General features: G+C 72.1%; 24 protein-coding genes. 15 read left to right on the plus strand and 9 right to left on the minus strand.

Annotation, left to right across the window (positions count from 1 at the left end; all coding sequences use genetic code 11):
- Positions 1-5 precede the first annotated feature (5 nt).
- From AC07DO_RS35840 to AC07DO_RS35850, 3 genes are all read left to right on the plus strand, one after another.
- The gene (locus tag AC07DO_RS35840; protein WP_479065968.1) at positions 6-578 is read left to right on the plus strand and encodes a peptidase; all 573 of its coding nucleotides are present in this window, start codon (positions 6-8) and stop codon (positions 576-578) included.
- A 98-nt stretch (positions 579-676) separates the two neighbouring features.
- Positions 677-1,681 (plus strand): EamA family transporter, encoded by a 1,005-nt coding sequence (locus tag AC07DO_RS35845; RefSeq protein ID WP_479065970.1) that lies wholly within the window; start codon positions 677-679, stop codon positions 1,679-1,681.
- Between the two features lie 151 nt (positions 1,682-1,832).
- Positions 1,833-2,963, plus strand: a complete 1,131-nt coding sequence (locus AC07DO_RS35850; protein ID WP_479065972.1) for a DMT family transporter — start codon at positions 1,833-1,835, stop codon at positions 2,961-2,963.
- 538 nt (positions 2,964-3,501) lie between these two features.
- Here the strand turns inward: AC07DO_RS35850 and AC07DO_RS35855 are convergent.
- Positions 3,502-4,143 (minus strand): FMN-binding negative transcriptional regulator, encoded by a 642-nt coding sequence (locus AC07DO_RS35855; RefSeq protein ID WP_479065973.1) that lies wholly within the window; start codon positions 4,141-4,143, stop codon positions 3,502-3,504.
- Complete coding sequence (locus AC07DO_RS35860; RefSeq protein ID WP_479065975.1) at positions 4,143-4,850, minus strand: pyridoxamine 5'-phosphate oxidase family protein; 708 nt, start codon at positions 4,848-4,850, stop codon at positions 4,143-4,145. The genes AC07DO_RS35855 and AC07DO_RS35860 overlap by 1 nt, the downstream gene beginning before the upstream one ends.
- Before the next feature lie 119 nt (positions 4,851-4,969).
- Here AC07DO_RS35860 and AC07DO_RS35865 point away from each other — a divergent pair, with 119 nt between their 5' ends.
- Positions 4,970-6,301, plus strand: a complete 1,332-nt coding sequence (locus AC07DO_RS35865; RefSeq protein WP_479065977.1) for an aminotransferase class I/II-fold pyridoxal phosphate-dependent enzyme — start codon at positions 4,970-4,972, stop codon at positions 6,299-6,301.
- Positions 6,302-6,362: 61 nt separating this feature from the next.
- On the opposite strand, the gene AC07DO_RS35870 is transcribed toward AC07DO_RS35865, so the two are convergent.
- The gene (locus tag AC07DO_RS35870) at positions 6,363-7,436 is read right to left on the minus strand and encodes a DMT family transporter (RefSeq protein WP_479065979.1); all 1,074 of its coding nucleotides are present in this window, start codon (positions 7,434-7,436) and stop codon (positions 6,363-6,365) included.
- Positions 7,437-7,474: 38 nt separating this feature from the next.
- On the opposite strand from AC07DO_RS35870, the gene AC07DO_RS35875 reads away from it, so the two are divergent.
- Positions 7,475-8,377: a LysR family transcriptional regulator gene (locus AC07DO_RS35875; protein WP_479065981.1), complete on the plus strand. Its 903-nt coding sequence runs from the start codon at positions 7,475-7,477 to the stop codon at positions 8,375-8,377.
- 62 nt (positions 8,378-8,439) lie between these two features.
- Here AC07DO_RS35875 and AC07DO_RS35880 read toward each other — a convergent pair whose 3' ends face one another.
- Positions 8,440-9,240 carry a bestrophin-like domain gene (locus AC07DO_RS35880; RefSeq protein ID WP_479065983.1) on the minus strand — a complete coding sequence of 267 codons (801 nt, stop codon included), beginning with the start codon at positions 9,238-9,240 and terminating at the stop codon, positions 8,440-8,442.
- A 160-nt stretch (positions 9,241-9,400) separates the two neighbouring features.
- Entirely contained in the window at positions 9,401-9,877 is a 477-nt protein-coding gene (locus AC07DO_RS35885) for a pyridoxamine 5'-phosphate oxidase family protein (RefSeq protein ID WP_479065985.1), read from the minus strand.
- Between the two features lie 136 nt (positions 9,878-10,013).
- Here AC07DO_RS35885 and AC07DO_RS35890 point away from each other — a divergent pair, with 136 nt between their 5' ends.
- Positions 10,014-10,667, plus strand: a complete 654-nt coding sequence (locus tag AC07DO_RS35890) for a cysteine hydrolase family protein (RefSeq protein ID WP_479065987.1) — start codon at positions 10,014-10,016, stop codon at positions 10,665-10,667.
- Here AC07DO_RS35890 and AC07DO_RS35895 read toward each other — a convergent pair.
- Positions 10,654-11,079 carry a Rieske (2Fe-2S) protein gene (locus AC07DO_RS35895; protein WP_479065989.1) on the minus strand — a complete coding sequence of 142 codons (426 nt, stop codon included), beginning with the start codon at positions 11,077-11,079 and terminating at the stop codon, positions 10,654-10,656. The genes AC07DO_RS35890 and AC07DO_RS35895 overlap by 14 nt on opposite strands.
- Positions 11,080-11,132: 53 nt before the next feature.
- Between AC07DO_RS35895 and AC07DO_RS35900 the strand changes: the two genes are divergently transcribed.
- From AC07DO_RS35900 to ung, 6 genes are all read left to right on the plus strand, one after another.
- Positions 11,133-11,921 carry a HipA family kinase gene (locus AC07DO_RS35900; protein WP_479065991.1) on the plus strand — a complete coding sequence of 263 codons (789 nt, stop codon included), beginning with the start codon at positions 11,133-11,135 and terminating at the stop codon, positions 11,919-11,921.
- Positions 11,918-12,316 carry a DUF3037 domain-containing protein gene (locus AC07DO_RS35905; protein ID WP_479065993.1) on the plus strand — a complete coding sequence of 133 codons (399 nt, stop codon included), beginning with the start codon at positions 11,918-11,920 and terminating at the stop codon, positions 12,314-12,316. The genes AC07DO_RS35900 and AC07DO_RS35905 overlap by 4 nt, the downstream gene beginning before the upstream one ends.
- A 182-nt stretch (positions 12,317-12,498) precedes the next feature.
- Positions 12,499-13,260, plus strand: a complete 762-nt coding sequence (gene fabG / locus AC07DO_RS35910) for a 3-oxoacyl-ACP reductase FabG (RefSeq protein ID WP_479065995.1) — start codon at positions 12,499-12,501, stop codon at positions 13,258-13,260.
- 23 nt (positions 13,261-13,283) lie between these two features.
- Positions 13,284-14,039, plus strand: coding sequence for an SDR family oxidoreductase (locus tag AC07DO_RS35915; protein WP_479065997.1), 756 nt, complete (start codon positions 13,284-13,286; stop codon positions 14,037-14,039).
- Positions 14,040-14,247: 208 nt separating this feature from the next.
- Positions 14,248-15,783: an ABC transporter substrate-binding protein gene (locus tag AC07DO_RS35920; protein WP_479066421.1), complete on the plus strand. Its 1,536-nt coding sequence runs from the start codon at positions 14,248-14,250 to the stop codon at positions 15,781-15,783.
- Between the two features lie 80 nt (positions 15,784-15,863).
- Positions 15,864-16,547, plus strand: coding sequence for a uracil-DNA glycosylase (gene ung / locus AC07DO_RS35925; protein ID WP_479065999.1), 684 nt, complete (start codon positions 15,864-15,866; stop codon positions 16,545-16,547).
- Positions 16,548-16,549: 2 nt separating this feature from the next.
- Here the strand turns inward: ung and AC07DO_RS35930 are convergent, their stop codons facing one another.
- A complete protein-coding gene (locus AC07DO_RS35930) occupies positions 16,550-16,960 on the minus strand; it encodes a DUF3224 domain-containing protein (RefSeq protein WP_479066001.1) in 411 nt (136 codons plus the stop codon).
- A gap of 100 nt (positions 16,961-17,060) precedes the next feature.
- Between AC07DO_RS35930 and AC07DO_RS35935 the strand changes: the two genes are divergently transcribed.
- Both AC07DO_RS35935 and AC07DO_RS35940 read left to right on the plus strand, forming a co-directional pair.
- Positions 17,061-18,023, plus strand: a complete 963-nt coding sequence (locus AC07DO_RS35935; protein ID WP_479066003.1) for a helix-turn-helix transcriptional regulator — start codon at positions 17,061-17,063, stop codon at positions 18,021-18,023.
- Between the two features lie 97 nt (positions 18,024-18,120).
- Positions 18,121-18,609, plus strand: a complete 489-nt coding sequence (locus tag AC07DO_RS35940) for a hypothetical protein (RefSeq protein ID WP_479066005.1) — start codon at positions 18,121-18,123, stop codon at positions 18,607-18,609.
- An 18-nt stretch (positions 18,610-18,627) separates the two neighbouring features.
- Here the strand turns inward: AC07DO_RS35940 and AC07DO_RS35945 are convergent, their stop codons facing one another.
- Together AC07DO_RS35945 and AC07DO_RS35950 are read right to left on the minus strand one after the other, a co-directional pair.
- Positions 18,628-19,143, minus strand: a complete 516-nt coding sequence (locus AC07DO_RS35945) for a hypothetical protein (protein ID WP_479066006.1) — start codon at positions 19,141-19,143, stop codon at positions 18,628-18,630.
- A gap of 179 nt (positions 19,144-19,322) precedes the next feature.
- A complete protein-coding gene (locus AC07DO_RS35950; protein WP_479066008.1) occupies positions 19,323-19,916 on the minus strand; it encodes a TetR/AcrR family transcriptional regulator in 594 nt (197 codons plus the stop codon).
- 82 nt (positions 19,917-19,998) lie between these two features.
- Here AC07DO_RS35950 and AC07DO_RS35955 point away from each other — a divergent pair, with 82 nt between their 5' ends.
- A complete protein-coding gene (locus tag AC07DO_RS35955; protein ID WP_479066010.1) occupies positions 19,999-21,219 on the plus strand; it encodes an FAD-dependent monooxygenase in 1,221 nt (406 codons plus the stop codon).
- Positions 21,220-21,239 lie beyond the last annotated feature (20 nt).

Raw genomic sequence — 21,239 nt, forward strand, 5'->3', positions numbered from 1 at the left:
GAGATGTGCATAGCCGTACCCCGTCGGGCGCCGAGCCCGGCCCGACCCGAGAAGAACTCGACTCCGGACTCACCGCGGAGCTGGCGTCAGTGGTGTCCGGGGCGCGTCGCCGCGCCGTCCGCGACGGGGACCGGCAGATCGACACCGCGCACCTGCTGCACTCCCTCCTGGAGACCGACCCCGAGGTGCGTGCCGTCTTCGAGAGCGGTGCGCAGGCCGTACGGATCCTCGGCTATCTCGTGCAGCGCAGCATCGGCTACGGACTGCAGTGGCAGGGCACCGTCGAGGACTCCGGTGCCGTCCCGGTCGTGACGCCCGTGCGCGAGACCGGGTGGTCCCCGGCCGCCACCAGCGCCATGGAAGTGGCCCTGGGGCGCGCCGAACGGCGCGGCGAACCACGCGCCCTCGGCATCGACCTGCTCGCGGGGCTCGTCGCCGACCCGGAGTGCCGGGCCGTCGAGGTCCTCGCACGAGCGCGTGTCGACGTTCCGGCGCTGCTGTCCCGCATAGAGGCGGGGTGCAGGCAGTACGCCGCCGAGGGCGGTCACGGGCACGGGTACGTCGGAGGCCAGGGGTAGGGACAGGCGGCGTACTGCGGAGCGTGCGGCGGTGTCCGCCGATTGAGACAGGGGTCTAACGGCGTGACGCTCATGACGTCGACTGTCATGATGTGCCGGTGCAAGCGTCTGAGGGGATACGGGTAAAGCCCGGCAGGGGCGTCGGTCTTGGACTCGCCCTGCTGTCGGCGGTCGCGTTCGGCGGTTCCGGTGTCGCGGCGAAACCGCTGATCGAGGCGGGTCTCGACCCTCTGCACGTGGTGTGGCTGCGGGTGGCGGGCGCCGCCCTGGTCATGCTGCCCGTGGCCTGGCGCCACCGCGGACTGCTGCGGAGCAGGCCCGCGCTGCTCGCCGGTTTCGGCCTCCTCGCCGTCGCGGGCGTCCAGGCCTGCTACTTCGCGGCGCTCTCCCGCATCCCCGTCGGTGTCGCCCTGCTGATCGAGTACCTCGCGCCCGCGCTCGTCCTCGGGTGGGTGCGCTTCGTGCAGCGTCGCCCGGTGACGCGGGCCGCCGCGCTCGGCGTGGTCCTCGCCGTGGGCGGTCTCGCCTGTGTCGTCGAGGTGTGGGCGGGGCTGAGCTTCGACGCCGTCGGACTCCTGCTCGCGCTCGGCGCCGCCTGCTGCCAGGTCGGCTACTTCGTCCTGTCCGACCAGGGCAGCGACGCGGGCGCCGACGCCCCCGACCCGCTCGGCGTCATCGCGTACGGGCTGCTCGTCGGCACCGTCGTACTCACCGTCGTCGCACGGCCGTGGGGCATGGACTGGTCGGTACTCGCCGGTAGCGCGGACCTCGACGGCTCCGCGGTACCGGCCTGGGGCCTCCTCGCCTGGATCGTGCTCATCGCGACGGTCGTCGCCTACGTCACCGGGGTGCTGTCCGTGCGCAGGCTCTCGCCCCAGGTGGCCGGTGTCGTGGCCTGCCTCGAAGCCGTCATCGCGACCGCCCTGGCCTGGGTCGTCCTGGGTGAGCACCTTTCGGCGCCGCAGGTCGTCGGCGGCGCGGTCGTGCTGGTGGGCGCGTTCATCGCCCAGTCGTCGGCGCCGGCCGAGCCCGCCGAGCCCGCCGAGCCGGGCGCCGTCCCAGCACCCGAAACGGGGTTGTCGTACAGCGGAAGCCGGTCCTAGGGTGCCGGTCATGCACGCACGCGCACTCGTTCTTCCGCCTCCCGCCGCTTAAGCGCGGGGCGCTCACGGATCTCGCCCGAGCCGGTGGCCGGGCGGAACGGTGCTGCCCGCAGACGGAGCCAGCCATTCCTCTCTGCTGCGGAGAAATCACGTGTCGAACTTCTTGCGCACGTCCGACGTGCCTTCTGTCCCGAACCCTGTCGGATCCGGTGCCGCCGGACCGAGCGCTGATGGCCTCGGCGTTGGTGGTCCCGGCACCGGTGGCCTTGGTGTCGGGCGTGGGCTCTTCTATCTGATCGTCGCCGGTGTCGCATGGGGGACCGCGGGTGCCGCCGCCGCGCTGGTCTTCCGGGCCAGCGACATGGGGCCCGTGAGCCTCTCCTTCTGGCGGTGCGCGGGCGGCTTCGTGCTGCTGCTCGCCGCACGTCGGGCCGCACGTCTGACGCGGCCGCGGGGCTCGACCGCGCGCCCGTCGACCGCGCGCCCCTCGACCGCGAACCCGTCGACTGCGCGTGCGGCGGCTGCCGAGCCGGTCCGCCGCCGGGTGCGCCGGATCCTCGCGACCGGCGTGGCCCTCGCGGTCTTCCAGACCGCCTACTTCGCCTCGGTCGAGGCGACCGGCCTCGCGGTCGGCACCGTCGTCACCATGGGCTCGGGCCCCGTCCTCATCGCCCTGGGTGCACGGCTGGCCCTGGGGGAGCGGCTCGGACGCGGCGGCGTCGTCGCCGTGTTGGGCGCTCTTACAGGTCTCGTCGTTCTCGTCCTCGGGGATGACGGCGGCGGGGGCGCGACCGTGCGGCCGGCCGGCGTGATCTGGGGGCTCGTCTCGGCGGCCGCGTACGCCGCGATGACGCTGCTGACGCGCTGGTGGGGGAGGAACGGTACGGCGGACTCGTCCGACACCACTGTCTGGGCGTTCGCCGTCGTCTCGCTCTGCCTGCTGCCGCTCGCCGCGGCCGAGGGCCTCGTCCCCCACAGCGCCGACCCCGCGCGCGTGGCGGCCTATTTGCTGTACATCGCCGCCGTGCCGACGGCGGTCGCGTACGCCCTCTACTTCGCCGGGGCTGCCGTCGTACGGTCCGCCACCGTCTCCGTGATCATGCTCCTGGAGCCAGTGGGTGCCGCCGTCATCGCGGTCGCGCTGCTCGGCGAGGACCTGACGGCGACGACGGTGGCAGGCACGGCCCTGATGCTGGCCGCGGTGACGGGCCTGGCGGCCGCGGAGGCGCGGGGCGCGGTGGCGGAACGGCGGGGTGCGGTGGCGGCGCGGCGGGAGGGGTAGGGGAGCGGGGGAGCGCGGGGCCTTGCGGGTGGGGAGGTTCGGGGTGGGATGGCGGCGTGGTGGGACGCGTAGGGGAGCGGTGGGTCTCGCGGGTGGGGGGGGCGGCGCGGGCTGTGGTGGCCGTGCGACGGGCGCGGTGGCGGTGCGGCGGAAGGCGTAGGGGGGCGGTGGGTCTCGCGGGTGGGGTGGTGCGGGCTGTGGTGGCCGTGCGACGGGCGCGGGGTGCGGTGGCCGTGCGACCGGGGCGGTGGGGTGCGGTGGCCTCGCGGTCGCGGAAGGGCGGGGTGCGGTGGTGGCGCGGTGGGGTGCCTGGAGGGGTGACGGGCCTTGCTGGGGTGGCGTGAGGCCTGCCGTTTGTTCTGACTGCTCCGGGTCCTCACCTGTGCCGGCTCTTCCGGCCTGCCCTTTGTCCCGTCTTCTCTGGCCCGCAGCCTGTCCCGCCTGTCCCGCTTGTCCCGCCGGCTTCGGGCACGCCGCCCCGTTCCGCCTGCTCCGGTTCGCTGGCCTCGGCGGGTCGGAGCAGGCGGGATCGAGCAGGCTAGGGGTTACGGCGCCGTGCCTGGTGTGCGCGGGCGGACGTGTCTCGCGGGCCCTGTCGTTCGGTGAGGCCCGCGGTGATGCGGTCCTGCACCTCCCCCGGCTTGTGGCTCGCGTACTTGAACTTCGCCCGTACGTCGCGCACCTCGAGGCAGAGCGCCCGGATGCCGGAGAGCATGCGGCCGTACGGAGCCTCGCCCACCGCCGCCCGCGCCGAGCCGCCCTCCGGCTGGAAGTGGCCGACCTGGCGGTTCAGGATGTCGGCCTTCTCCTCGGGATCGTCGACGACACGGGCGGTGCAGCGCAGCTGCACGGCGGCGTAGAAGCTGGTCGGTACGCCGTGCTCGGCCGGGACGTCGGGTGCGGCCTGCCAGGGGCCCGGCACGTACACGTAGTCGTCGACCACGCTCAGGAGCACCTGGCCGTCCGCCTCCAGGGCCGGCCACAGGGGGTTCGGGCGTGCCAGGTGCGTGAGGACCCGGCCGTGCGCGCCGTGTTCGGACTCGTACACGAAATGGAGCGGCTGGACATGGGGCGGCTCGCCCCGGAGCCCGTTCACGGCGAGTTGCCCGAAGTCGTGGGCGGCGAGCCACTGCTGCCACTCCGCGTCGGTGCGGGCGGCGTCCCAGGGGTGGATCAGCATCAGAGCTCGACGAGGTAGTCGGGCACCTTGATGCCGGGCGCCAGGTCCTCCGAGGGGATGAGGGCATCGTGTCCCTTGCGGAGTGGAACGACACCCGCCCAGTGGGGGAGTTGCGTGTCCTCAGGGTCGTCGTTCGGGCCGCCGGTGCGCGCCTTCGCCGACACCTCGTTCAGGTCGAGGCTGAGCACGGCGGTCGCCGCGAGTTCCTTGGTGTTGGCCGGACGGGAGTCGGCCGACCGGCCCGGCACCACGTGGTCGACCAGCGCGTCGAGCGCGAGCCGCTTCTCCTCGGGGTCCGTGACCTGGTGAGCGGTGCCGTGGATCACCACGGAGCGGTAGTTGATGGAGTGGTGGAAGGCCGACCGGGCCAGGACCAGGCCGTCGACGTGCGTGACGGTCAGACACACCTCCAGGCCCGGGTCCCGCTCATCGGACGTGGCACGCGCCATGCGCAGCGGCCGGGAACCGGTGGAACCGTGCACGTACAGGCGCTCGCCCACCCGTCCGTAGAGCGTCGGGAGCACGACGGGGGCGCCGTCGCGCACGAACCCGAGATGGCAGACGTAGGCCTCGTCGAGTATCGCGTGCACCGTCTCCCGGTCGTACGAGGCGCGATCCGCGGAGCGCGTGGGGATCGTGCGGTCGGTCGGTGCGTAGGCGGCGCTGTCCGGCGTAGTGGTGTCGGTGGTACCCGGCGTCGTCTGCATGGCTCTCCCTGTGCTGAACCTGTACTGATCTGCCCGCAGGCGGCGAGTTCCGGGCGACGCTGCGCGCTGCCCTGATCGCCGACTTGCGAGACATATTGCACTAGTGCATACTTTGCTTTGTGCTAGGAGAGTATCCGATCAGTGGGCGACGCGCAGCCGAGATTGCGGCCAGCGTGGAGCGTGCCGTGGGCGACGGCGACCTCGAACCCGGCCAACTGCTTCCGCCCATGCGTGAGTTGGCGACGCGCCTCGGTGTGAATCCCAATACCGTGGCGGCCGCCTACCGCACGCTGCGCGAACGAGGCGTCATCGAGACGGCGGGGCGGCGCGGCAGCCGGGTGCGTCCCAAGCCCGCCACCACGACACGTGAACTCCTCAGGGTGGACGCGCCGCCCGGCGTACGGGACGTCTCCATGGGCAATCCGGACCCGAAGCTGCTGCCGGCCCTCTCCGGAGCCTTCGTGGCGGCCGCGGCGCAGGGCGACGCGCAACCCGTCCTCTACGGGGAGAGCGCGGTGGACCCGGAGCTCGAACGGTACGCACGGGCGGCGTTCGCGGCCGACGGCGTCCCGCACGCCCCGCTCGCCGTCACCTCCGGATCGCTCGACGCCATCGAGCGCGTGCTGGCCGTGCACCTCAAGCCGGGCGACGGGGTCGCTGTCGAGGACCCGGGCTGGGGAAGCCTGCTCGACCTCGTCTCCGCCCTCGGCCTGCGTGCGATTCCGGTCGGCGTGGACGACGAGGGCCCGCTGCCCGCCGACATGGAACGGGCGCTCGCCACCGGGGCACGCGCCGCTGTGGTGACGGACCGCGCGCAGAACCCCACGGGTGCCGCTGTCACCGCTCCACGCGCGCGTGCCCTGCGGGAGGTGTTCGCCGCGCACGAGGACGTGCTGCTCATCGAGGACGACCACGGCCACGGCATCGTCGACCTCCCGCTGCACCCGCTGGCTGGATCGACCCGGAACTGGGCCCTCACCCGCTCGACCGCCAAGGCGTACGGCCCCGACCTGCGGCTCGCCGTGGTCACCGGTGACCCCGTCACGGTCGACCGGCTGCGCGGGCGCCAGCGGCTCGGACCGGGCTGGGTGAGCCGGCTGCTGCAGCGCGCCGTCGCGCGGCTCTGGGCCGAGGACGCGGTCGATCCCCGTGTGGTGGCGGCGTCCTACGGGCGGCGGCGCGAGGCGCTGATCGCGGCGCTCGCCGAGCGGGGCATCACCGCGTACGGACGCAGTGGCATGAACGCGTGGGTGCCGGTTCCCGACGAGACGGGGGCGGTCTCGCGGCTGCTGCACGCGGGGTGGGCCGTGGCTCCCGGGGCGAGGTTCCGGCTGAACGCGCCGCCCGCGGTGCGGATCACCGTGGCGGCGCTGGAGGACGAGGAGATCGTGGCGGTGGCGGACGCCGTCGCCTCCGCCACCGGGCCCGCTCCCGCGCGGCGTTACGACTGACGGGGCGTTGCGACGGGCGGGGCGCTACGACTGCCGAGGCGCTATGGCTGCTGCCGGAGCGCTATGGCCGAGGCGGGCGCTCGCCCGTCCCCGCCCCCTTGCCCCGGTTCGCCGACCCGCGAGGCCGGGACTGGGTGAGCGCCGCGCCCGCCAGGACGATCACCGCGCCGACCGGCGTCGACCAGCTCAGGGACTCGCCGAGCACCGCGACGCCCGCGCCGGTCGCGATGACCGGGATGAAGTACGTGACCATCTGGGCGGTGGTCGGGCCCACCTCGGCGACCAGTGCGTACTGCAACAGGAAGGCGAGCCCGGTGCCGAGGGCGCCCAGCGCCGCGATCGCCAGCAGCGGCACGACGGGAAAGTGCGACGGGAACGCGGTGAACAGCGGCGTCACCACGGCCAGTTCCGCGGTCGCGACCAGCAACTGCGCGCCGGAGAGCGACAGGTTGGAGTGCCCGGCGCCGGCCAGCGTGCGACGTACGTAGATCCAGCCGATCGGGTAGCTGAGCGAGGCGAGCAGCGCCATCGCCGTGCCGCCGAGATCGAGACCGCTGAAGCCCTGCCAGGCGCCGAGCGCGGTCAGCACTCCGAAGAACCCGAGGCCCAGACCCGCGACGCGGCGCCGCGTCGGACGGTCCTCGGTGAGCGCGACGAGCGAGAGCGCCATGCCCCACAGGGGCGACGTCGCGTTGCAGATCCCGGCGAGCGTCGAGGGGATCGACAGTTCCGCGTACGCGAAGAGCGAGAAGGGCAGGGCGTTGAGCAGCAACGCCGACACCGTCAGATGCAGCCAGATCCGCGGGGAGCGCGGCAGCCGCTCCCGCTTCACCACGAGCACGGCGGCGACGACGACGGTGCCGAACGCCAGCCGTCCCAGGGTGACCTGGAACGGCGCGTACCCCTCCGTGCCCACCTTGATCAAGAGGAAGCTGAAACCCCAGATCAGCGAGAGCACGCCGAAACGGATGCGCCAGTTGAGGGAGGATGCCGACGTTGTTGGAGTTGTCGTTGTGGAGGTCGTTACGGGTGTCGTTGCTGCGGGTGTCGTGGCTGATGGCGCTGCTGCTGATCGCGATGGCGCGGACGCGGTGGTCATGCGTCTCACGATGAACCCGGCGATCTCGTAGCACAAGCGAGATTTTGTGCGGGGTATCGCGTAGCATCGCTTACATGTTGAACCTGGAGCGCCTGCGTACGCTCGACGCCCTTGCCCGGCACGGATCCGTCAGCGGCGCGGCCGCCGGTCTGCACGTCACGACCTCCGCCGTCTCGCAGCAGATGACGAAGCTGGAGCGCGAGGTCGGCCAGCAACTGCTCGCCAAGAACGGCAGAGGCGTGCGCCTGACCGACGCGGGACGGCTGCTCGCGCAGCACGCGGCGCGGATCCTCTCGCAGGTCGAGCTCGCTCAGGCGGACCTGGAGGAACAGCGGGGCAAGGCGGTGGGCGAGCTGCGGATCTCCGCTTTCCCCACGGCCATGCGCGGCCTCATGCCCGCCACGCTGTCCGCGCTCCGCGTCGACCACCCCGGGCTGCGGGTGCGCTGCCAGGAGACGGAACCGACGCCGGCCGTCGCGGCCGTGGTGCGCGGCGACCTCGACATGGCGGTCGTCCTCGACTGGTACAACAAACCCCTGCCGATCCCGGAAGGCCTGGTCAAGACCCCCCTCCTCGATGACCCCGCCGACGTGGCCCTGCCCGCCGCGCACCCCCTCGCCGACCGCGCCGAAGTGGATCTGGAGGAGTTCGCGGACGACGAGTGGATCACCTGGGCGGCGGGCGAGTTCTGCCACGAGTGGCTGATGTTCACCCTGCGCGGCAAGGGCATCGAGCCGCGCATCGCGCACCGCGCGGAGGAGCACCACACCCAGCTCGCCCTGGTCGCCGCGGGCCTCGGCGTGTGCGTGGCCCCGCGGCTGGGCCGCGATCCGATGCCGGCGGGCGTGCGGACGGTCCCGGTGCGGCACCGGGTGCGGCGGCACGTGTACGTGGTGTGGCGGGCGGACGCGGACCGCCGCCCTTCGATCAGGGCGGCGGCGGAGGCGCTGAGGGGGGCGGGGGCCGGGTTGAGGTAGTTCCTCTTTCTCGGCCCGCTGAGGCTCGGTGTTCCGTGCCGTCAGGCCTTGTGCGCGGGGGATCAACCGGAGTGGCGGCTGCCCTTGTCGTCGCAGGGCAGTTCGGCGGCGGTGTGGTGAGCGAGGAAGTCGCGGGTGGCCTGGCGTTGCACCTCGGCGATGGCGTTGGGTTCGACGTTGATGATGCCGCCGAAGGGGCGGTCGACGTCTCGGATGATGCACAAGGTGGAGGTCAGGAGGGCGGTGATGACGGTCAGGGTGATGATCTGCCCGCGATTGTTGCGGCGGGGCAGACAGATCCCCAGGGCCGCCACGGTGATGACCAGGGTGGCGAGCAGGAACCACAGGATGGCGCTGGGGATGCTCGCCGTGGCCTGGGTCAGGCGTTCCTCCCGCTCGTCGGAGCGCTTGTGGTCGGCGGAGACCAGCATGCCGAAGACCGGCTTGCCCTCGACTTCGCGAAAGACACGGCGCAGATCGGTCGACCAGATGCTGGGGACCGGTGACCCCTTCCCGTCGGACATGGCGGGCCACTCCCGCTCGCGTACGGCACGGGCGTAGCAGACGGCGTCCGCCTGGACCTCGGCGCGCTGCTCGGCGGGAGCGTACTCGGCGGATTCCACGAGTTGGTCGACGGCTCGCGCCTCGCCGCGTGAGGCGACTTCGGCCTTGCCGTAGGAGCCGTTGGCGGTCACCAGGACGAAGGCGAGCAGCAGCACGGTCAGGGTGAGCAGCGGGCCGACCAGGTCTTTGACGGCCATGCCGGTGTCGTCGTCCTCGTGCATGATGCGGGGTCGCAGGAAGCGGTTGGCGGCCAGGCCCGCGAGCAGGGCCAGCACGGCGACGACGATGATCAAGACCACGAACGGCCACCTCCGGGTGGGGGACGGTCGCACCCCGAAGGTCGGGGCGCCGAGGTCCTGTCCTCCCAGGCCGCGTACGCCCCCTAACGGCAGAAACGTCTCTTCGCCTCCGAACGGGCGGTCCTCGTTGGGCCGGTGAGCCCCATGCCGGCCTCGGGCGCTACGCCCGGCCGAGGCCGGCCAGCTTTCGGAAGTCCCAGGACGCGACGGTGTCCGGGGTCAGGCGCAGCCACGCATGACGGCCGTCGTGCGGCATCTCGTCGAGGCCGAAGACCTTGCGTGCGAACAGTCGCTCCGGGGCGTCGAGTTCGGGGCACGGTTCGCCCGTGCGCGGAACCTCGCCCACGCACTCCACCGTGCCGGACAGCTCCACGCCGCGCAGCTCGCCGTACTCCTCGCCCGTATCGACCACCACCGCGATCCGCGGGTCCTTGCGCAGGTCGGCCCAGCGCTTGCTGCGGGTGACCGAGTACAGCCAGAGCGATGTGCCGTCCCACGCGAACCACAGCGTGCTGGCGTGCGGGGCGCCGTCCGGTGACACGGTCGCCACCCGGCAGGTGCGCTCCTCGGCGAGGAACGCGTCGAGCTCCTCCGGCGTCATCATGATCCGGCGACCCCGGCGCTGCGTGACGGCCATGTGCCCTCCCGTTCGGACGCACCTGACTGAGTGTCAGGAAGAATGTCGGGACAGCATGGACGCTCTTCCGTAGTGACGCAATGGCCGTTAGCCTCTCGCCGGCCGGTGTCCGGGACGTCCGCGACAAGGGGAAGCCATGCCGTCGTACGAAAAGCTCAGGGAGATCCTCGACCCCGCCACCACCGCCCTGCTGACCGTCGAATGCCAGCAGGGTGTCGTCGGCACCGAGAGCGCCCTGCCCGAGCTCGCCGCCGAAGCGAGGTCGTCGGGGGCTCTCGCCAACGTCGCACGGCTGGTGAACGCCGCGCACCAGTACGGCGTCCAGGTGCTGCACGCGGTGGCCGAGCGGCGGCCCGACGGGCGCGGGGCCGGCCACAACGCCCGGCTGTTCCGGGCCGCCGAGCGACTGCCCGTGCAGCAGCTCTCGGGCACCGCGGCCGTACGGATCGCGCCGCCGATCGAGGTGGCCGACGAGGACTTCGTCGTACGCCGCCTGCACGGCCTGTCACCCATCGCGGGCACCGACGTGGACCCGCTGCTCCGCAATCTCGGCTGCCGCACCCTGCTGGTCACCGGAGTCTCGGCCAATGTCGCGATCCCGAACGCCGTGTTCGACGCGGTGAACCTCGGCTACACCGCCGTCGTACCCGCCGACGCCATCGCGGGCGTCCCCTCCGACTACACACCGGCCATGATCCGCAACACCCTCGCACTCGTCGCCACCATCACGGCCACGCAGGACGTGCTGGCCGCCTGGAAACTCCCGGGCCGGCCGGTCAGGCCGTCCTGATCGAGCCGCCCGCCACGGTGATCGCGACGGCGGGCAGCGGCTTCGGCGCCGGCCCGCCCCGCACGCTGCCGTCGGCGATGTCGAACTTGCTGCCGTGGCAGGGGCAGTTGACAGTGCCGCCCTCGACGCTCGTCACCGGGCACCCCTTGTGGGTGCAGAGGCTGGAGAACGCCTTGAACTCGCCCTTCGTGGGCTGGGTGACCACCACCTCCGCGTCCTTGAAGATCTTGCCGCCGCCCACGGGGATGTCGGACGTTTCGGCGAGCACGCCGCCTCCGTCACCTCCCGCGTCGCCGGCGCCGCTCTCCCCGCCCCCACAGGCGGTGAGCGCGGCGGCCAGGCCCGCGGCGCCGATCGTGGCCACGACCGTGCGGCGGCTGGGCTCGGAGAGCGTCTCTTCGTAAGTCGTCATGGCCAGTGGTACGGGGCCGCGGACCACTCCGTTCAACTCTGTAATCTGGGCCAATGCTCAGCCACGTCACCGCGGTCCGTTACGTCACACCCTTGCGGGAAGGCGGATCACTGCCCGGGCTCGTCGAGACCGACGACCACGGAACGTACGGAACGTACGTCCTCAAGTTCACCGGCGCGGGACAGGGCCGCAAGACACTCGTCGCCGAGGTGATCTGCGGTGAGCTGGCCCGCAGGCTCGGCCTGCGGATGCCGCGGCTCACGGGGATCGTGCTCGACCCGGTCCTCGGCCTCGGCGAGCCCGACGAACGGGTGCAGGCGCTGCTCAAGGCGAGCGGCGGACTCAATCTCGGCATGGAGTTCCTGTCGGGCGCCCTCGGTTTCGACCCGCTCGCCCACGCGGTGGACTCGGCCGAGGCGGGCCGCGTCATCTGGTTCGACGCGCTGATCAACAACGTGGACCGTTCCTGGCGCAATCCGAACCTGCTCGTGTGGCACGGCGACCTGTGGCTGATCGACCACGGCGCGAGCATGATCTGGCACCACAACTGGCGCACAGCCGAGACCGCGGCCGCCAAGTCCTACGACGCGTCGGACCACGTCCTCGCCCCCTACGGCCCCGACATCGCGACGGCCGCCGCCGACCTCGCCCCCCTAGTCACCGAGGAGCTGCTCACCGAGGTCGCCGCAGAGGTGCCCGAGGAGTGGCTGGCGGACGAGCCGGGCTTCGACGGCCCCGACGACGTGCGCCGCGCCTACGTGGCGGCCCTCCTGCCGCGCGCCAAGACCATCCACGAGCGGATCACCCTGCCGGGTGCCGGACCGAAGGGCGCCACCCAGTGACCGAGCGGACCGGGCCCGTACGGGACGTCTTCGAGTACGCGCTGGTGCGCGTCGTGCCGCGCGTGGAGCGCGGCGAGCAGTTCAACGCGGGCGTCGTGCTCTACTGCCGCGCCAAGTCCTACGTCGCCGCCCGCACGCACCTGGACGAGGCGAAGCTCCTCGCCCTGGACCCGGCCGCCGACGCGGCCGGGATCCGCGCAGCGCTGGGCGCCGTCGAGCGGATCTGCGAGGGCGGCGAGGCCGCGGGCCAGGCCGAGCGCGACGACGCGGGACGGCGCTTCCGCTGGCTGATCGCGCCGCGCTCCACGGTGCTCCAGCCGGGGCCGGTGCACACCGGTCTCACGGCGGATCCCGAGGCCGAGGTGAACCGGCTCCTCGACCTGTTGGTGAAGTAAAGAGTCACACCTCTCCTGTAGGCCGTTGACACCCGGTGCCAGGGCTTCTAGCGTCTCGTCCAGCTGAAGGTACTAAGCGGTCGCTCACCATCGGGGCGTACCGTTGGAGCCCCACTCCGTGGAGCCCCACTCCGTAAAGCTCCATCCCGTAGAGCCGCATCCCAAGGGCGAGGAGAACCAGAATGTCCACCACAGAGCAGCGCGTCGCTGTCGTGACCGGCGCGGCGCGAGGCATCGGCGCGGCGACCGCCGTACGGCTCGCAGCCGAGGGCCGCGCCGTGGCCGTCATCGACCTCGACGAGGCCGCCTGCAAGGACACCGTCGCGCAGATCACCGCGGCCGGTGGCAAGGCGATCGCGGTCGGCTGCGACGTGTCCGACGAGGCCCAGGTCGAGGCCGCCGTCGCCCGTATCGCCGAGGAGCTCGGCGCGCCGACGATCCTCGTCAACAACGCCGGCGTGCTCCGCGACAACCTCCTCTTCAAGATGAGCGCGAGCGACTGGGACACGGTCATGAACGTGCACCTGCGCGGCGCCTTCCTGATGTCGAAGGCCTGCCAGAAGCACATGGTGGACGCCAAGTTCGGCCGCATCGTCAACCTCTCCTCGTCCTCGGCGCTCGGCAACCGCGGCCAGGTCAACTACGCCGCCGCCAAGGCCGGCCTCCAGGGCTTCACCAAGACCCTCGCCAAGGAGCTCGGCAAGTTCGGCGTCACCGCCAACTCCGTCGCCCCGGGCTTCATCGTCACCGAGATGACGAAGTCCACCGCCGAACGCGTCGGCATGGGCTTCGAGGACTTCCAGGCCGCGGCCGCCACCCAGATCCCGGTCCAGCGCGTCGGCCGCCCCGAGGACATCGCCAACGCCATCGCCTTCTTCACGGGTGACGCGGCCGGGTTTGTTTCCGGACAGGTCATGTACGTGGCCGGCGGCCCGCTCAACTGACCTGAAAGGCGGAGACAGGGATCATGGCTGTGCAGGACAGCGGAAAGGCCGCGCTCGTCACGGGAGCGAGCCGCGGCATCGGATACGGCATCGCCGAGGCGCTGGTCGCCCGCGGCGACCGGGTCTGCATCACGGGACGCAACGAGGACGCCCTCAAGGAGGCCGTCGAGAAGCTCGGCGCCGACCGCGTCATCGGAGTCGCCGGCAAGGCGCACGACGAGGCCCACCAGGCGGTCGCCGTCGAGCGCGCCATGGAGGCCTTCGGCCGCGTCGACTTCCTGATCAACAACGCCGGTACGAACCCGGTGTTCGGTCCGATGGCCGAGCTGGACCTCAACGTGGCCCGCAAGGTGTTCGAGACCAACGTCATCTCGGCGCTCGGCTTCGCCCAGCAGACCTGGAAGGCATGGCAGAGCGAGAACGGCGGCGCGATCGTGAACATCGCCTCCGTCGCCGGCGTCTCCGCGTCGCCGTTCATCGGCGCGTACGGGATGAGCAAGGCCGCCATGGTCAACCTCAGCCTGCAGCTCGCGCACGAGTTCGCCCCGAAGGTGCGCGTGAACTCGATCGCGCCCGCGGTCGTCAAGACCAAGTTCGCCCAGGCGCTGTACGAGGGCCGCGAGGCGGAGGCGGCGGCCTCCTACCCGCTCGGCAGGCTCGGGGTGCCGGAGGACATCGGGGGCGCGGCCGCGTTCCTCACGTCCGCCCAGTCCGACTGGATCACGGGCCAGACACTCGTGGTCGATGGCGGCATCTTCCTCAATGCGGGCGTCGGCTGACGAAGGCCGCACACCCGGCGGAGAAGCCCTTTCGGTGACGTTCTCCCGCATCAAGTGCCCTGTCGGCGCCGAGACTTGGCCCGGCGGGGCACTGCGATATTGTCTCCCGACCCCATGGCATGGCCGATCGAGGAGCGTGCGCGTGTTCAGTGAAGTTCCCCCTGCTAAGCGGATCAGGGGTCTGCGTCCGGTGGCGGCGATCGCGTCCATGTCGCTGCTCGCCGGCTGCGGGATGCTGTCGTCCGATGGGTCGGACGACGAGGAGCGGATCACCGTCGGCACGATGAGCGCGCCCAGCACCCTGGACCCGGCGAAGGCCTGGGACAGCTCCTGGGAGCTCTACAGAAACGTTTTCCAGACACTGCTCAGCTTCCCCTCGGGGGCCACCGAGCCGGAGCCCGACGCCGCCGAGTCCTGCAAGTTCAGCGACGCCTCCAGCACGGTCTACACCTGCGAGCTGCGCGAGGGCCTGAAGTTCTCCGACGGCGACACACTGGACGCGGCCGCCGTGAAGTACTCCTTCGACCGCATACGGACCATCAACGCCAAGGGCGGCCCCACCGGACTGCTCGGGTCGCTCGACAAGGTCGAGACGAAGGGGGACCTGACGGTCGTCTTCCGCCTCAAGAAGGCCGACGCGACCTTCCCCTTCGTGCTCGCGACCCCCGCCATGTCGGTCGTCGACCCCAAGGAGTATCCGGCGGACAAGCTCCGCGAGGGCACCGAGCTGACCGGCTCGGGCCCGTACACCCTGGACGCGTACACGCCGAACGACAAGGCCGAGCTGGTCAAGAACGACCACTACGAAGGCGCGGCCGACGTCAAGAACGACGCCGTGACCATCCGCTACTTCAAGAAGTCGTCGGCCATGGTCGACGCCCTCAAGGACAAGCAGATCGACGTGACCTTCCGAGGCCTGGCCTCCGAGGACATCGTCACCATGCAGGGCCGGGGCAGGCGCGAGCAGGACATCGAGCTCGTCGAGGGCTCGGGCACCGAGATCCGCTACCTGGTCTTCAACACCAAGGACCCGTGGGCGCGGAAACTGCCGGTCAGGCGGGCCGTCGCGCAGATCGTCGACCGCGGCGCCATCGCCCACAAGATCTACAAGGACACCGTCGAACCGCTGTACTCGATGGTCCCCAGGGGACTCACGGGCCACGCCACCGGGTTCTTCGACGACTACGGGAACCCGAGCGCCGCCAAGGCCAGGAAGATCCTCACCGACGCGGGCATCCACGAGCCGGTGCCGCTCACCCTCTGGTACGCCACCGACCGCTACGGCTCGGCGACCGAGCCGGAGTTCGCCGAGCTCAAGCGCCAGCTGGAGGGCTCCGGACTCTTCAAGATCGCCCTCAAGAGCCGCCCCTGGACCGAGTTCCAGGAGGGGTACAGCAACGGTGAGTACCCCGTCTTCGGCCGCGGCTGGTTCCCGGACTTCCCGGACGCGGACAACTTCATCGCGCCGTTCGTCGGCCCGAAGAACGTGCTCAACACGCCCTACCCGTCCAAGGAGATCACGGACCAGGTGCTGCCGCGCGAGCGCAGGGAGGCCGACCGGGGTGCCGTGGTCGACGAGTTCGAGCGGGCCCAGGAGATCCTCGTCGACGACGTCAGGCTGCTGCCGCTGTGGCAGGGCAAGCAGTACATCATGTCCAGCGAGGAGATCGCGGGCGGTGAGCGGGCCCTCGACCCGTCGGCGATCATGATGATGTGGGAGCTGCAGCGCAAGACCAGCTGGTGACCGATGGGGGGCGGGCCGGTTGTCAGTGGGCGCCGGTAGGTTCTGTGGTGAGAAGTGACCGCACACCGGAGGTTGTTGACGTGACCGACATCGCCATGCTGCCCGCGTCCTGGCGCGGAGTCCTCGGCGAGGAGCTCCAGAAGCCCTACTTCAAGGAGCTCACCGAGTTCGTCGAGGAGGAGCGGGCGAAGGGTCCCGTCTACCCTCCGCGCGACGAGGTCTTCGCCGCCCTCGACGCGACGCCGTACGACCAGGTCAAGGTCCTCGTCCTCGGCCAGGACCCCTACCACGGCGAGGGCCAGGGCCACGGCCTCTGCTTCTCCGTGCGGCCCGGCGTGAAGACCCCGCCGTCCCTGCGGAACATCTACAAGGAGATGAAGGGGGAGCTCGGCCACCCCGTGCCCGACAACGGCTATCTGATGCCGTGGGCTCGCCAGGGCGTCCTCCTGCTCAACGCGGTCCTCACCGTCCGCTCCGGCGAGGCCAACTCCCACAAGGGCAAGGGCTGGGAGAAGTTCACGGACGCGGTGATCCGGGCGGTGGCCGACCGCCCCGACCCCGCCGTCTTCGTCCTGTGGGGCAACTACGCGAAGAAGAAGCTCCCGCTCATCGACGAGGAGCGGCACATCGTCGTGCAGGGCGCCCACCCCTCGCCGCTGTCCGCGAAGAAGTTCTTCGGCTCGCGCCCGTTCACGCAGATCAACGAAGCGGTCGCGGCGCAGGGCCACGAGCCGATCGACTGGCGGATCCCGGACATCGGCTGACGTCAGTCCGGCAGGGCGTAGGCGAGGGAGTACGGGGTGGCGGGCCGGCCCTCGCGCGCCGTGAACGTACCGGTACCGGTGAGCCCGGCCAGCTCACCGGTCGCCGAGCCGGTCAGCACGGAGAAGGAGCACTCGATGACGCCGTCGGCTCCGAAGGAACCGCGCTGCTCCAGGACGAACGAGCCCTTGCGGCCGTCGAGCGTGCCGGCGACGAACTCGTAGCCGACGAAGGCGCCGGCCGTCTCGTTCGTGTACGCGATGGTGTACTCGCAGGAGGCGCCCGCCGCCTCGATTCCACCGGCGTAGTCGTTGGTGACGGCGGCGTGCGCGATACGGGCGCCGCCGTCCGCGCCGGCGACCGGCTTCTCGTCCCAGTGGGCGAAGGTGAAGGTGCCGCTGGTCTGGTGGGTCATGGGGTCCTCTCGACGGTGGGGCCCGGTCGGGCCGCTCCGAGGAAGATGCTGACAGCGGTACCTGACACCTTCTGTCAGGTACCGGGGCAGACTTGGCCGCATGCGCGCCGACCGGCTCCTGGCCCTCCTCCTGCTGCTCCAGAACCGCGGACGCATGTCCGCACCCGAGCTCGCCGAGGAGCTGGAGGTCTCGGTCAGGACCGTCTACCGGGACGCGGAGGCGCTGGCCGCCTCCGGAGTGCCCGTCTACGCCGAGCGCGGCCCCACGGGCGGCTTCCGGCTCCTCGACGGCTACCGCACCCGGCTGACGGGACTCACCGAGGGCGAGGCCGACTCCCTGGCCCTCGCCGGCATGCCGACGGCCGCCGCCGACCTGGGCCTCGGCGCGGAACTGGCCACGGCGCAGCTGAAGTTGGCCGCCGCGCTGCCCGCGGCGCTCGGTGAGCGCTCACGACGCGTCCAGGAACGCTTCCACCTCGACGCGGCCGCCTGGTTCCGCACCGCGGACCCGGCGCCGCTGCTCGACGTCGTCGCCGACGCCGTCTGGCGGCAGCGTGTCCTGCGGGCGCACTACCGGCGCTGGGGCGGTGAAGTCCGGCGCGACCTGCACCCGTTGGGCCTGGTCCTCAAGGCGGGCAACTGGTACCTGGCGGCGTCCGTCGACGGCGTCGTGCGGACGTACCGGGTGTCGCGGTTCCTGTCGGCGACCGTGGCGGACGATCCCAGCGACCGTCCCGACGGCTTCGACCTCGCGGCGTACTGGGAGGAGGCCTCGCGCGGCCTGGAGGCACGCGTGCTGCGGGGTACGGCGCGGCTCAGGGTGTCTCCGGCGGGGAGGCGGCTGCTGCCCGCGATGTTCGGGGCGGCGGGGGCGCGGGCCGCGGAGGGGGCGGGCGCGCCGGACGCGGACGGCTGGACGGAGGTGGAGCTCGACGTGGAGGAGCTGCCGGTGGCGGTGAGCGACATCCTGCGGCTCGGCCTCGAGGCGGAGGTCCTCGGGCCGCCCGAGCTCCGTGCCGAGGTGGCCAGGAGCGTCACCGGGCTGGCCCAGCGGTACGGGTGAGTGCCCCGCCCACGATCGTGCCTGACCGTGATTGTCAGTGGTGGCGGCTAGCGTCGTGAGAGGTGGGGGCGACGGCCGTACGACCACGGAGGACCCGGTGACGGAGCAGCAGGAGCAGACGGCGGAGGACGCGATGATGACGCGGATCGGGCAGGCGGTCATGCTGCATCACGGCGGCGACCGTGAGGAGGCTCAGGACCGCTTCCTCGGCCTGTGGGGAGAGATCGGCGAGAACGGCGACCCGCTGCACCGCTGCACGCTCGCGCACTACATGGCGGACACGCAGGCCGACCCGTCCGACGAACTGGCGTGGGACCTGCGGGCGTTGTCGGCGGCGGACGAGCTCACGGACGAGCGCCTGAACGAACACCACCAGTCGCTCGCGGTGCGCGGCTTCTATCCCTCGCTGCACCTGAACCTCGCCGCGGACTACGTGAAGCTGGGCCGTCCGGGGGCGGCCCGCAGCCATCTGCGCCGGGCGCGCGGCGGGGTGGGCGCGCTGGAGGACGACGGCTACGGCAGGGGCATCAGGGACGCCATCGCCCGCCTGGAGGGAGAGGTGGGGGAGGGGAGTGAGGAGGAGTGAGCGCGCGCCGTCGCTGGGTCAGCGGCCGTACGTGTCGCGGCAGATGACGGCTTCGGGGCTGTTCGGCCGCCACTTGCCGTAGGCCTCGCCGAGGGCGCAGACGTCGGTGACCGGGGCGGCGGGGGCTCCGGCGGGCGCGGGCCGGGTGGCTCCCGCGTCCGGGCGTGTGGCGGCCGGTCTGCGGGCGGGGGCGGCGGCCGCGGTGCCGGGAGGTGGTGCTGAGCGGTTCGTGCGGGAGGGTGGCGGGGCGGAGGGGCCGGCTTCGGCGGCGGTGTCCGCGCTTCCGTTCGCCTTCCGGGGGGACGGGCTGCGGGGTGGGTCCATGCGTTGCAGGGCCTCCCGCGCCGGGGCCTGCACGATCTTCGGCCGCTGCTTTCCGTCGGTGCGGGGCGCGGGATGCGGTGCGGTGGCCGCTGCCGGGCCGGGGGTCGAGGGCCGGTCGACGCGCGTGCAGCCGGTGACGGCGGCCGAGGTGGCCGCCGAGACGGCCACGGTGACGAGGAGTACGGCGGCAGTGGTCGTCGATCGATGCATCTGCGCAACTCTGCTGGGTGGGCGAGAGGTTGGCGCGGGAACGTGGTGAGGATGCCCCGCACGGGTGACGGGACCGAGGGGTGACGGGTCGCATGGGGAGAGGAGGGGCGGGTGGGAGGTCTCACGTGTGAGAGGACCTAGAGGTTGGAGGTCCCGCGAGTGAGAGAGCCGGTGCGCCCTTACCCGTCCAGCATCCCCCGCAGCAGTTCCGCCACGCTGCTCCGCAGCTCTTCCTCCGTCGGCGTCGCAGCGTGGTACGAACCCGCCACGCACGAGAACATCAGCCCGTCGCACCAGGCCACCAGGGAGAGCGTGTGGCGTTCCGGCGCGGTGGAGCCCGCGGCGCGCAGCAGGGACTCCAGGGGCTCCCGGAACTGGGCGCCCGCCGCGTCGTAGAAGGCCCGCAGTTCCGGCCTGCGAGTCGCTTCCATGGCCAACTCGTAGCGGGATACGAGGAGTTGGCGGTGGGCGCCGGTCAGGTACCGGTGCAGGGCCAGGGCCAGTCCGGCGGCCAGCTGCTCGCGTCCCGCCGACGGGTGCGGCATCTCGGCGGGGTTCAGCACCTCCGCCTCGCGCTCGGCCTGCCGTCGTACCGCGGCCTCCAGAAGGGCGAGCCGGGTCCGTGCGTGGTTGGACGTGGAGCCCTGGGGGAGGCCCGCCGCCTCGTCGACGGCGCGGTGGGTGAGGCCGCGCATGCCGCGTTCCGCGAGCAGGGCGAGGGCGGTGTCGGCGATGAGTTCGGTGCGGGGAGCCCCCGCGTTGCGTACGGGCATGGCGGAAACCCTATCTGGCGCACTACAGGTGTAGTACGGTCATGCCGATCGCTCACTACACCTGTAGTTCCGAGGGGGAGTCATGAACCAGGCTTGGAAGCCGCAGCACCACGCCGTCGTCATAGGCGGCGGCATCGGCGGGCTCGCCGCGGCCGTCGGGCTGCACGCGTCGGGCTGGCGGGTGACCGTCCTGGAGCGCGCGGCCTCCCTGGAACCCGTCGGCTCGGGCATCGGTCTCGCCCCCAACTCCCAGCGCGCCCTGGACGTCCTCGGCCTCGGCGACCGGGTCCGTGCGCTCGCCGCCTGGGAGGGCGACGGCGGCGTGCGCGCGCAGAACGGCCGGTGGCTGGTGCGTACGAGTGCCGCCGCGGCCGAGGGGACGTACGGCGGATCGCTCGTCATGCTGCACCGCGCGACCCTCGTCGACCTGCTGGTCTCCGCGCTGCCCGAGAAGTCGCTGCGCACCGGCGCGCGGGCCCGCCTCACGGACCCCGGCACCACGGACCGCCCGGCTGTCGTCACCACCGACGACGGCGACATCGAGGCGGACCTCGTCGTCGGTGCCGACGGCATCAACTCCGGCGTGCGCACGGCACTCTTCCCGGCCCACCCCGGGCCCGTGTACGCGGGCTTCACCGCCTGGCGCTTCGTCGTCCCGGCCCCGGACCGGCCCTTCACCCCGCACGAGACCTGGGGCCGCGGCGGCGTCTGGGGCACGCATCCGCTGAAGGACGGCAGGGTGTACGCGTACGCCACCGCCCGGCTGCCCGAGGGAGGCAGGGCGCCCGACAGCGAGAAGGCGGAGCTCCAGCGCCGCTTCGCCGACTGGCACGACCCGATCCCCGGCCTGATCGCCGCCGTCAGGACGGAGGACGTCCTGCGCAACGACGTCCGGCATCTGACGACGCCGCTCTCCGCGTACCACCGCGGTCGCGTGGCCCTCCTCGGCGACGCCGCGCACGCCATGGCGCCGAGCCTCGGCCAGGGCGGCAACCAGGCCATCGAGGACGCGGTGGTCCTCGCCCACCACGTGGCGCCGGGCGCCGACCTCGCCGCGGGCCTCGCGGCCTACAGCGCGGCCCGCGTCCCCCGCACCACCGACATCGTCCGGCGTGCCGCACGGGCCGCCCGCCTCACGCACCTCACCGGCGGCCCGCTCATCGGCGTACGCAACGCCCTCATCTCGACGGCGACGCGGCTCGGCCCCGACTTCGTCATGCGGAGCTTCTCCTCCATCGCCGACTGGCGTCCCCCGCAACCCCCGTATGCTGCGGGAACGACGACCGGAGCCGCCGAGCGGTGACAGGCCGGCGACCGTCGTCG

It is taken from the genome of Streptomyces sp. NPDC045678 (genome assembly GCF_056432085.1).

Coding starts and splice junctions, on each gene's coding strand:
- AC07DO_RS35875 (WP_479065981.1), top strand. CDS start 7,475: ATGTTGAACCTGGAGCGCCTGCGTACGCTCGACGCCCTTGCCCGGCAC.
- AC07DO_RS35895 (WP_479065989.1), bottom strand. CDS start 11,079: ATGACGACTTACGAAGAGACGCTCTCCGAGCCCAGCCGCCGCACGGTC.
- AC07DO_RS35855 (WP_479065973.1), bottom strand. CDS start 4,143: ATGCTGATCCACCCCTGGGACGCCGCCCGCACCGACGCGGAGTGGCAG.
- AC07DO_RS35935 (WP_479066003.1), top strand. CDS start 17,061: ATGCGCGCCGACCGGCTCCTGGCCCTCCTCCTGCTGCTCCAGAACCGC.
- AC07DO_RS35920 (WP_479066421.1), top strand. CDS start 14,248: ATGTCGCTGCTCGCCGGCTGCGGGATGCTGTCGTCCGATGGGTCGGAC.
- AC07DO_RS35900 (WP_479065991.1), top strand. CDS start 11,133: ATGCTCAGCCACGTCACCGCGGTCCGTTACGTCACACCCTTGCGGGAA.
- fabG (WP_479065995.1), top strand. CDS start 12,499: ATGTCCACCACAGAGCAGCGCGTCGCTGTCGTGACCGGCGCGGCGCGA.
- AC07DO_RS35860 (WP_479065975.1), bottom strand. CDS start 4,850: ATGCAGACGACGCCGGGTACCACCGACACCACTACGCCGGACAGCGCC.
- AC07DO_RS35930 (WP_479066001.1), bottom strand. CDS start 16,960: ATGACCCACCAGACCAGCGGCACCTTCACCTTCGCCCACTGGGACGAG.
- AC07DO_RS35955 (WP_479066010.1), top strand. CDS start 19,999: ATGAACCAGGCTTGGAAGCCGCAGCACCACGCCGTCGTCATAGGCGGC.
- AC07DO_RS35915 (WP_479065997.1), top strand. CDS start 13,284: ATGGCTGTGCAGGACAGCGGAAAGGCCGCGCTCGTCACGGGAGCGAGC.
- AC07DO_RS35945 (WP_479066006.1), bottom strand. CDS start 19,143: ATGCATCGATCGACGACCACTGCCGCCGTACTCCTCGTCACCGTGGCC.
- AC07DO_RS35885 (WP_479065985.1), bottom strand. CDS start 9,877: ATGGCCGTCACGCAGCGCCGGGGTCGCCGGATCATGATGACGCCGGAG.
- AC07DO_RS35950 (WP_479066008.1), bottom strand. CDS start 19,916: ATGCCCGTACGCAACGCGGGGGCTCCCCGCACCGAACTCATCGCCGAC.
- AC07DO_RS35890 (WP_479065987.1), top strand. CDS start 10,014: ATGCCGTCGTACGAAAAGCTCAGGGAGATCCTCGACCCCGCCACCACC.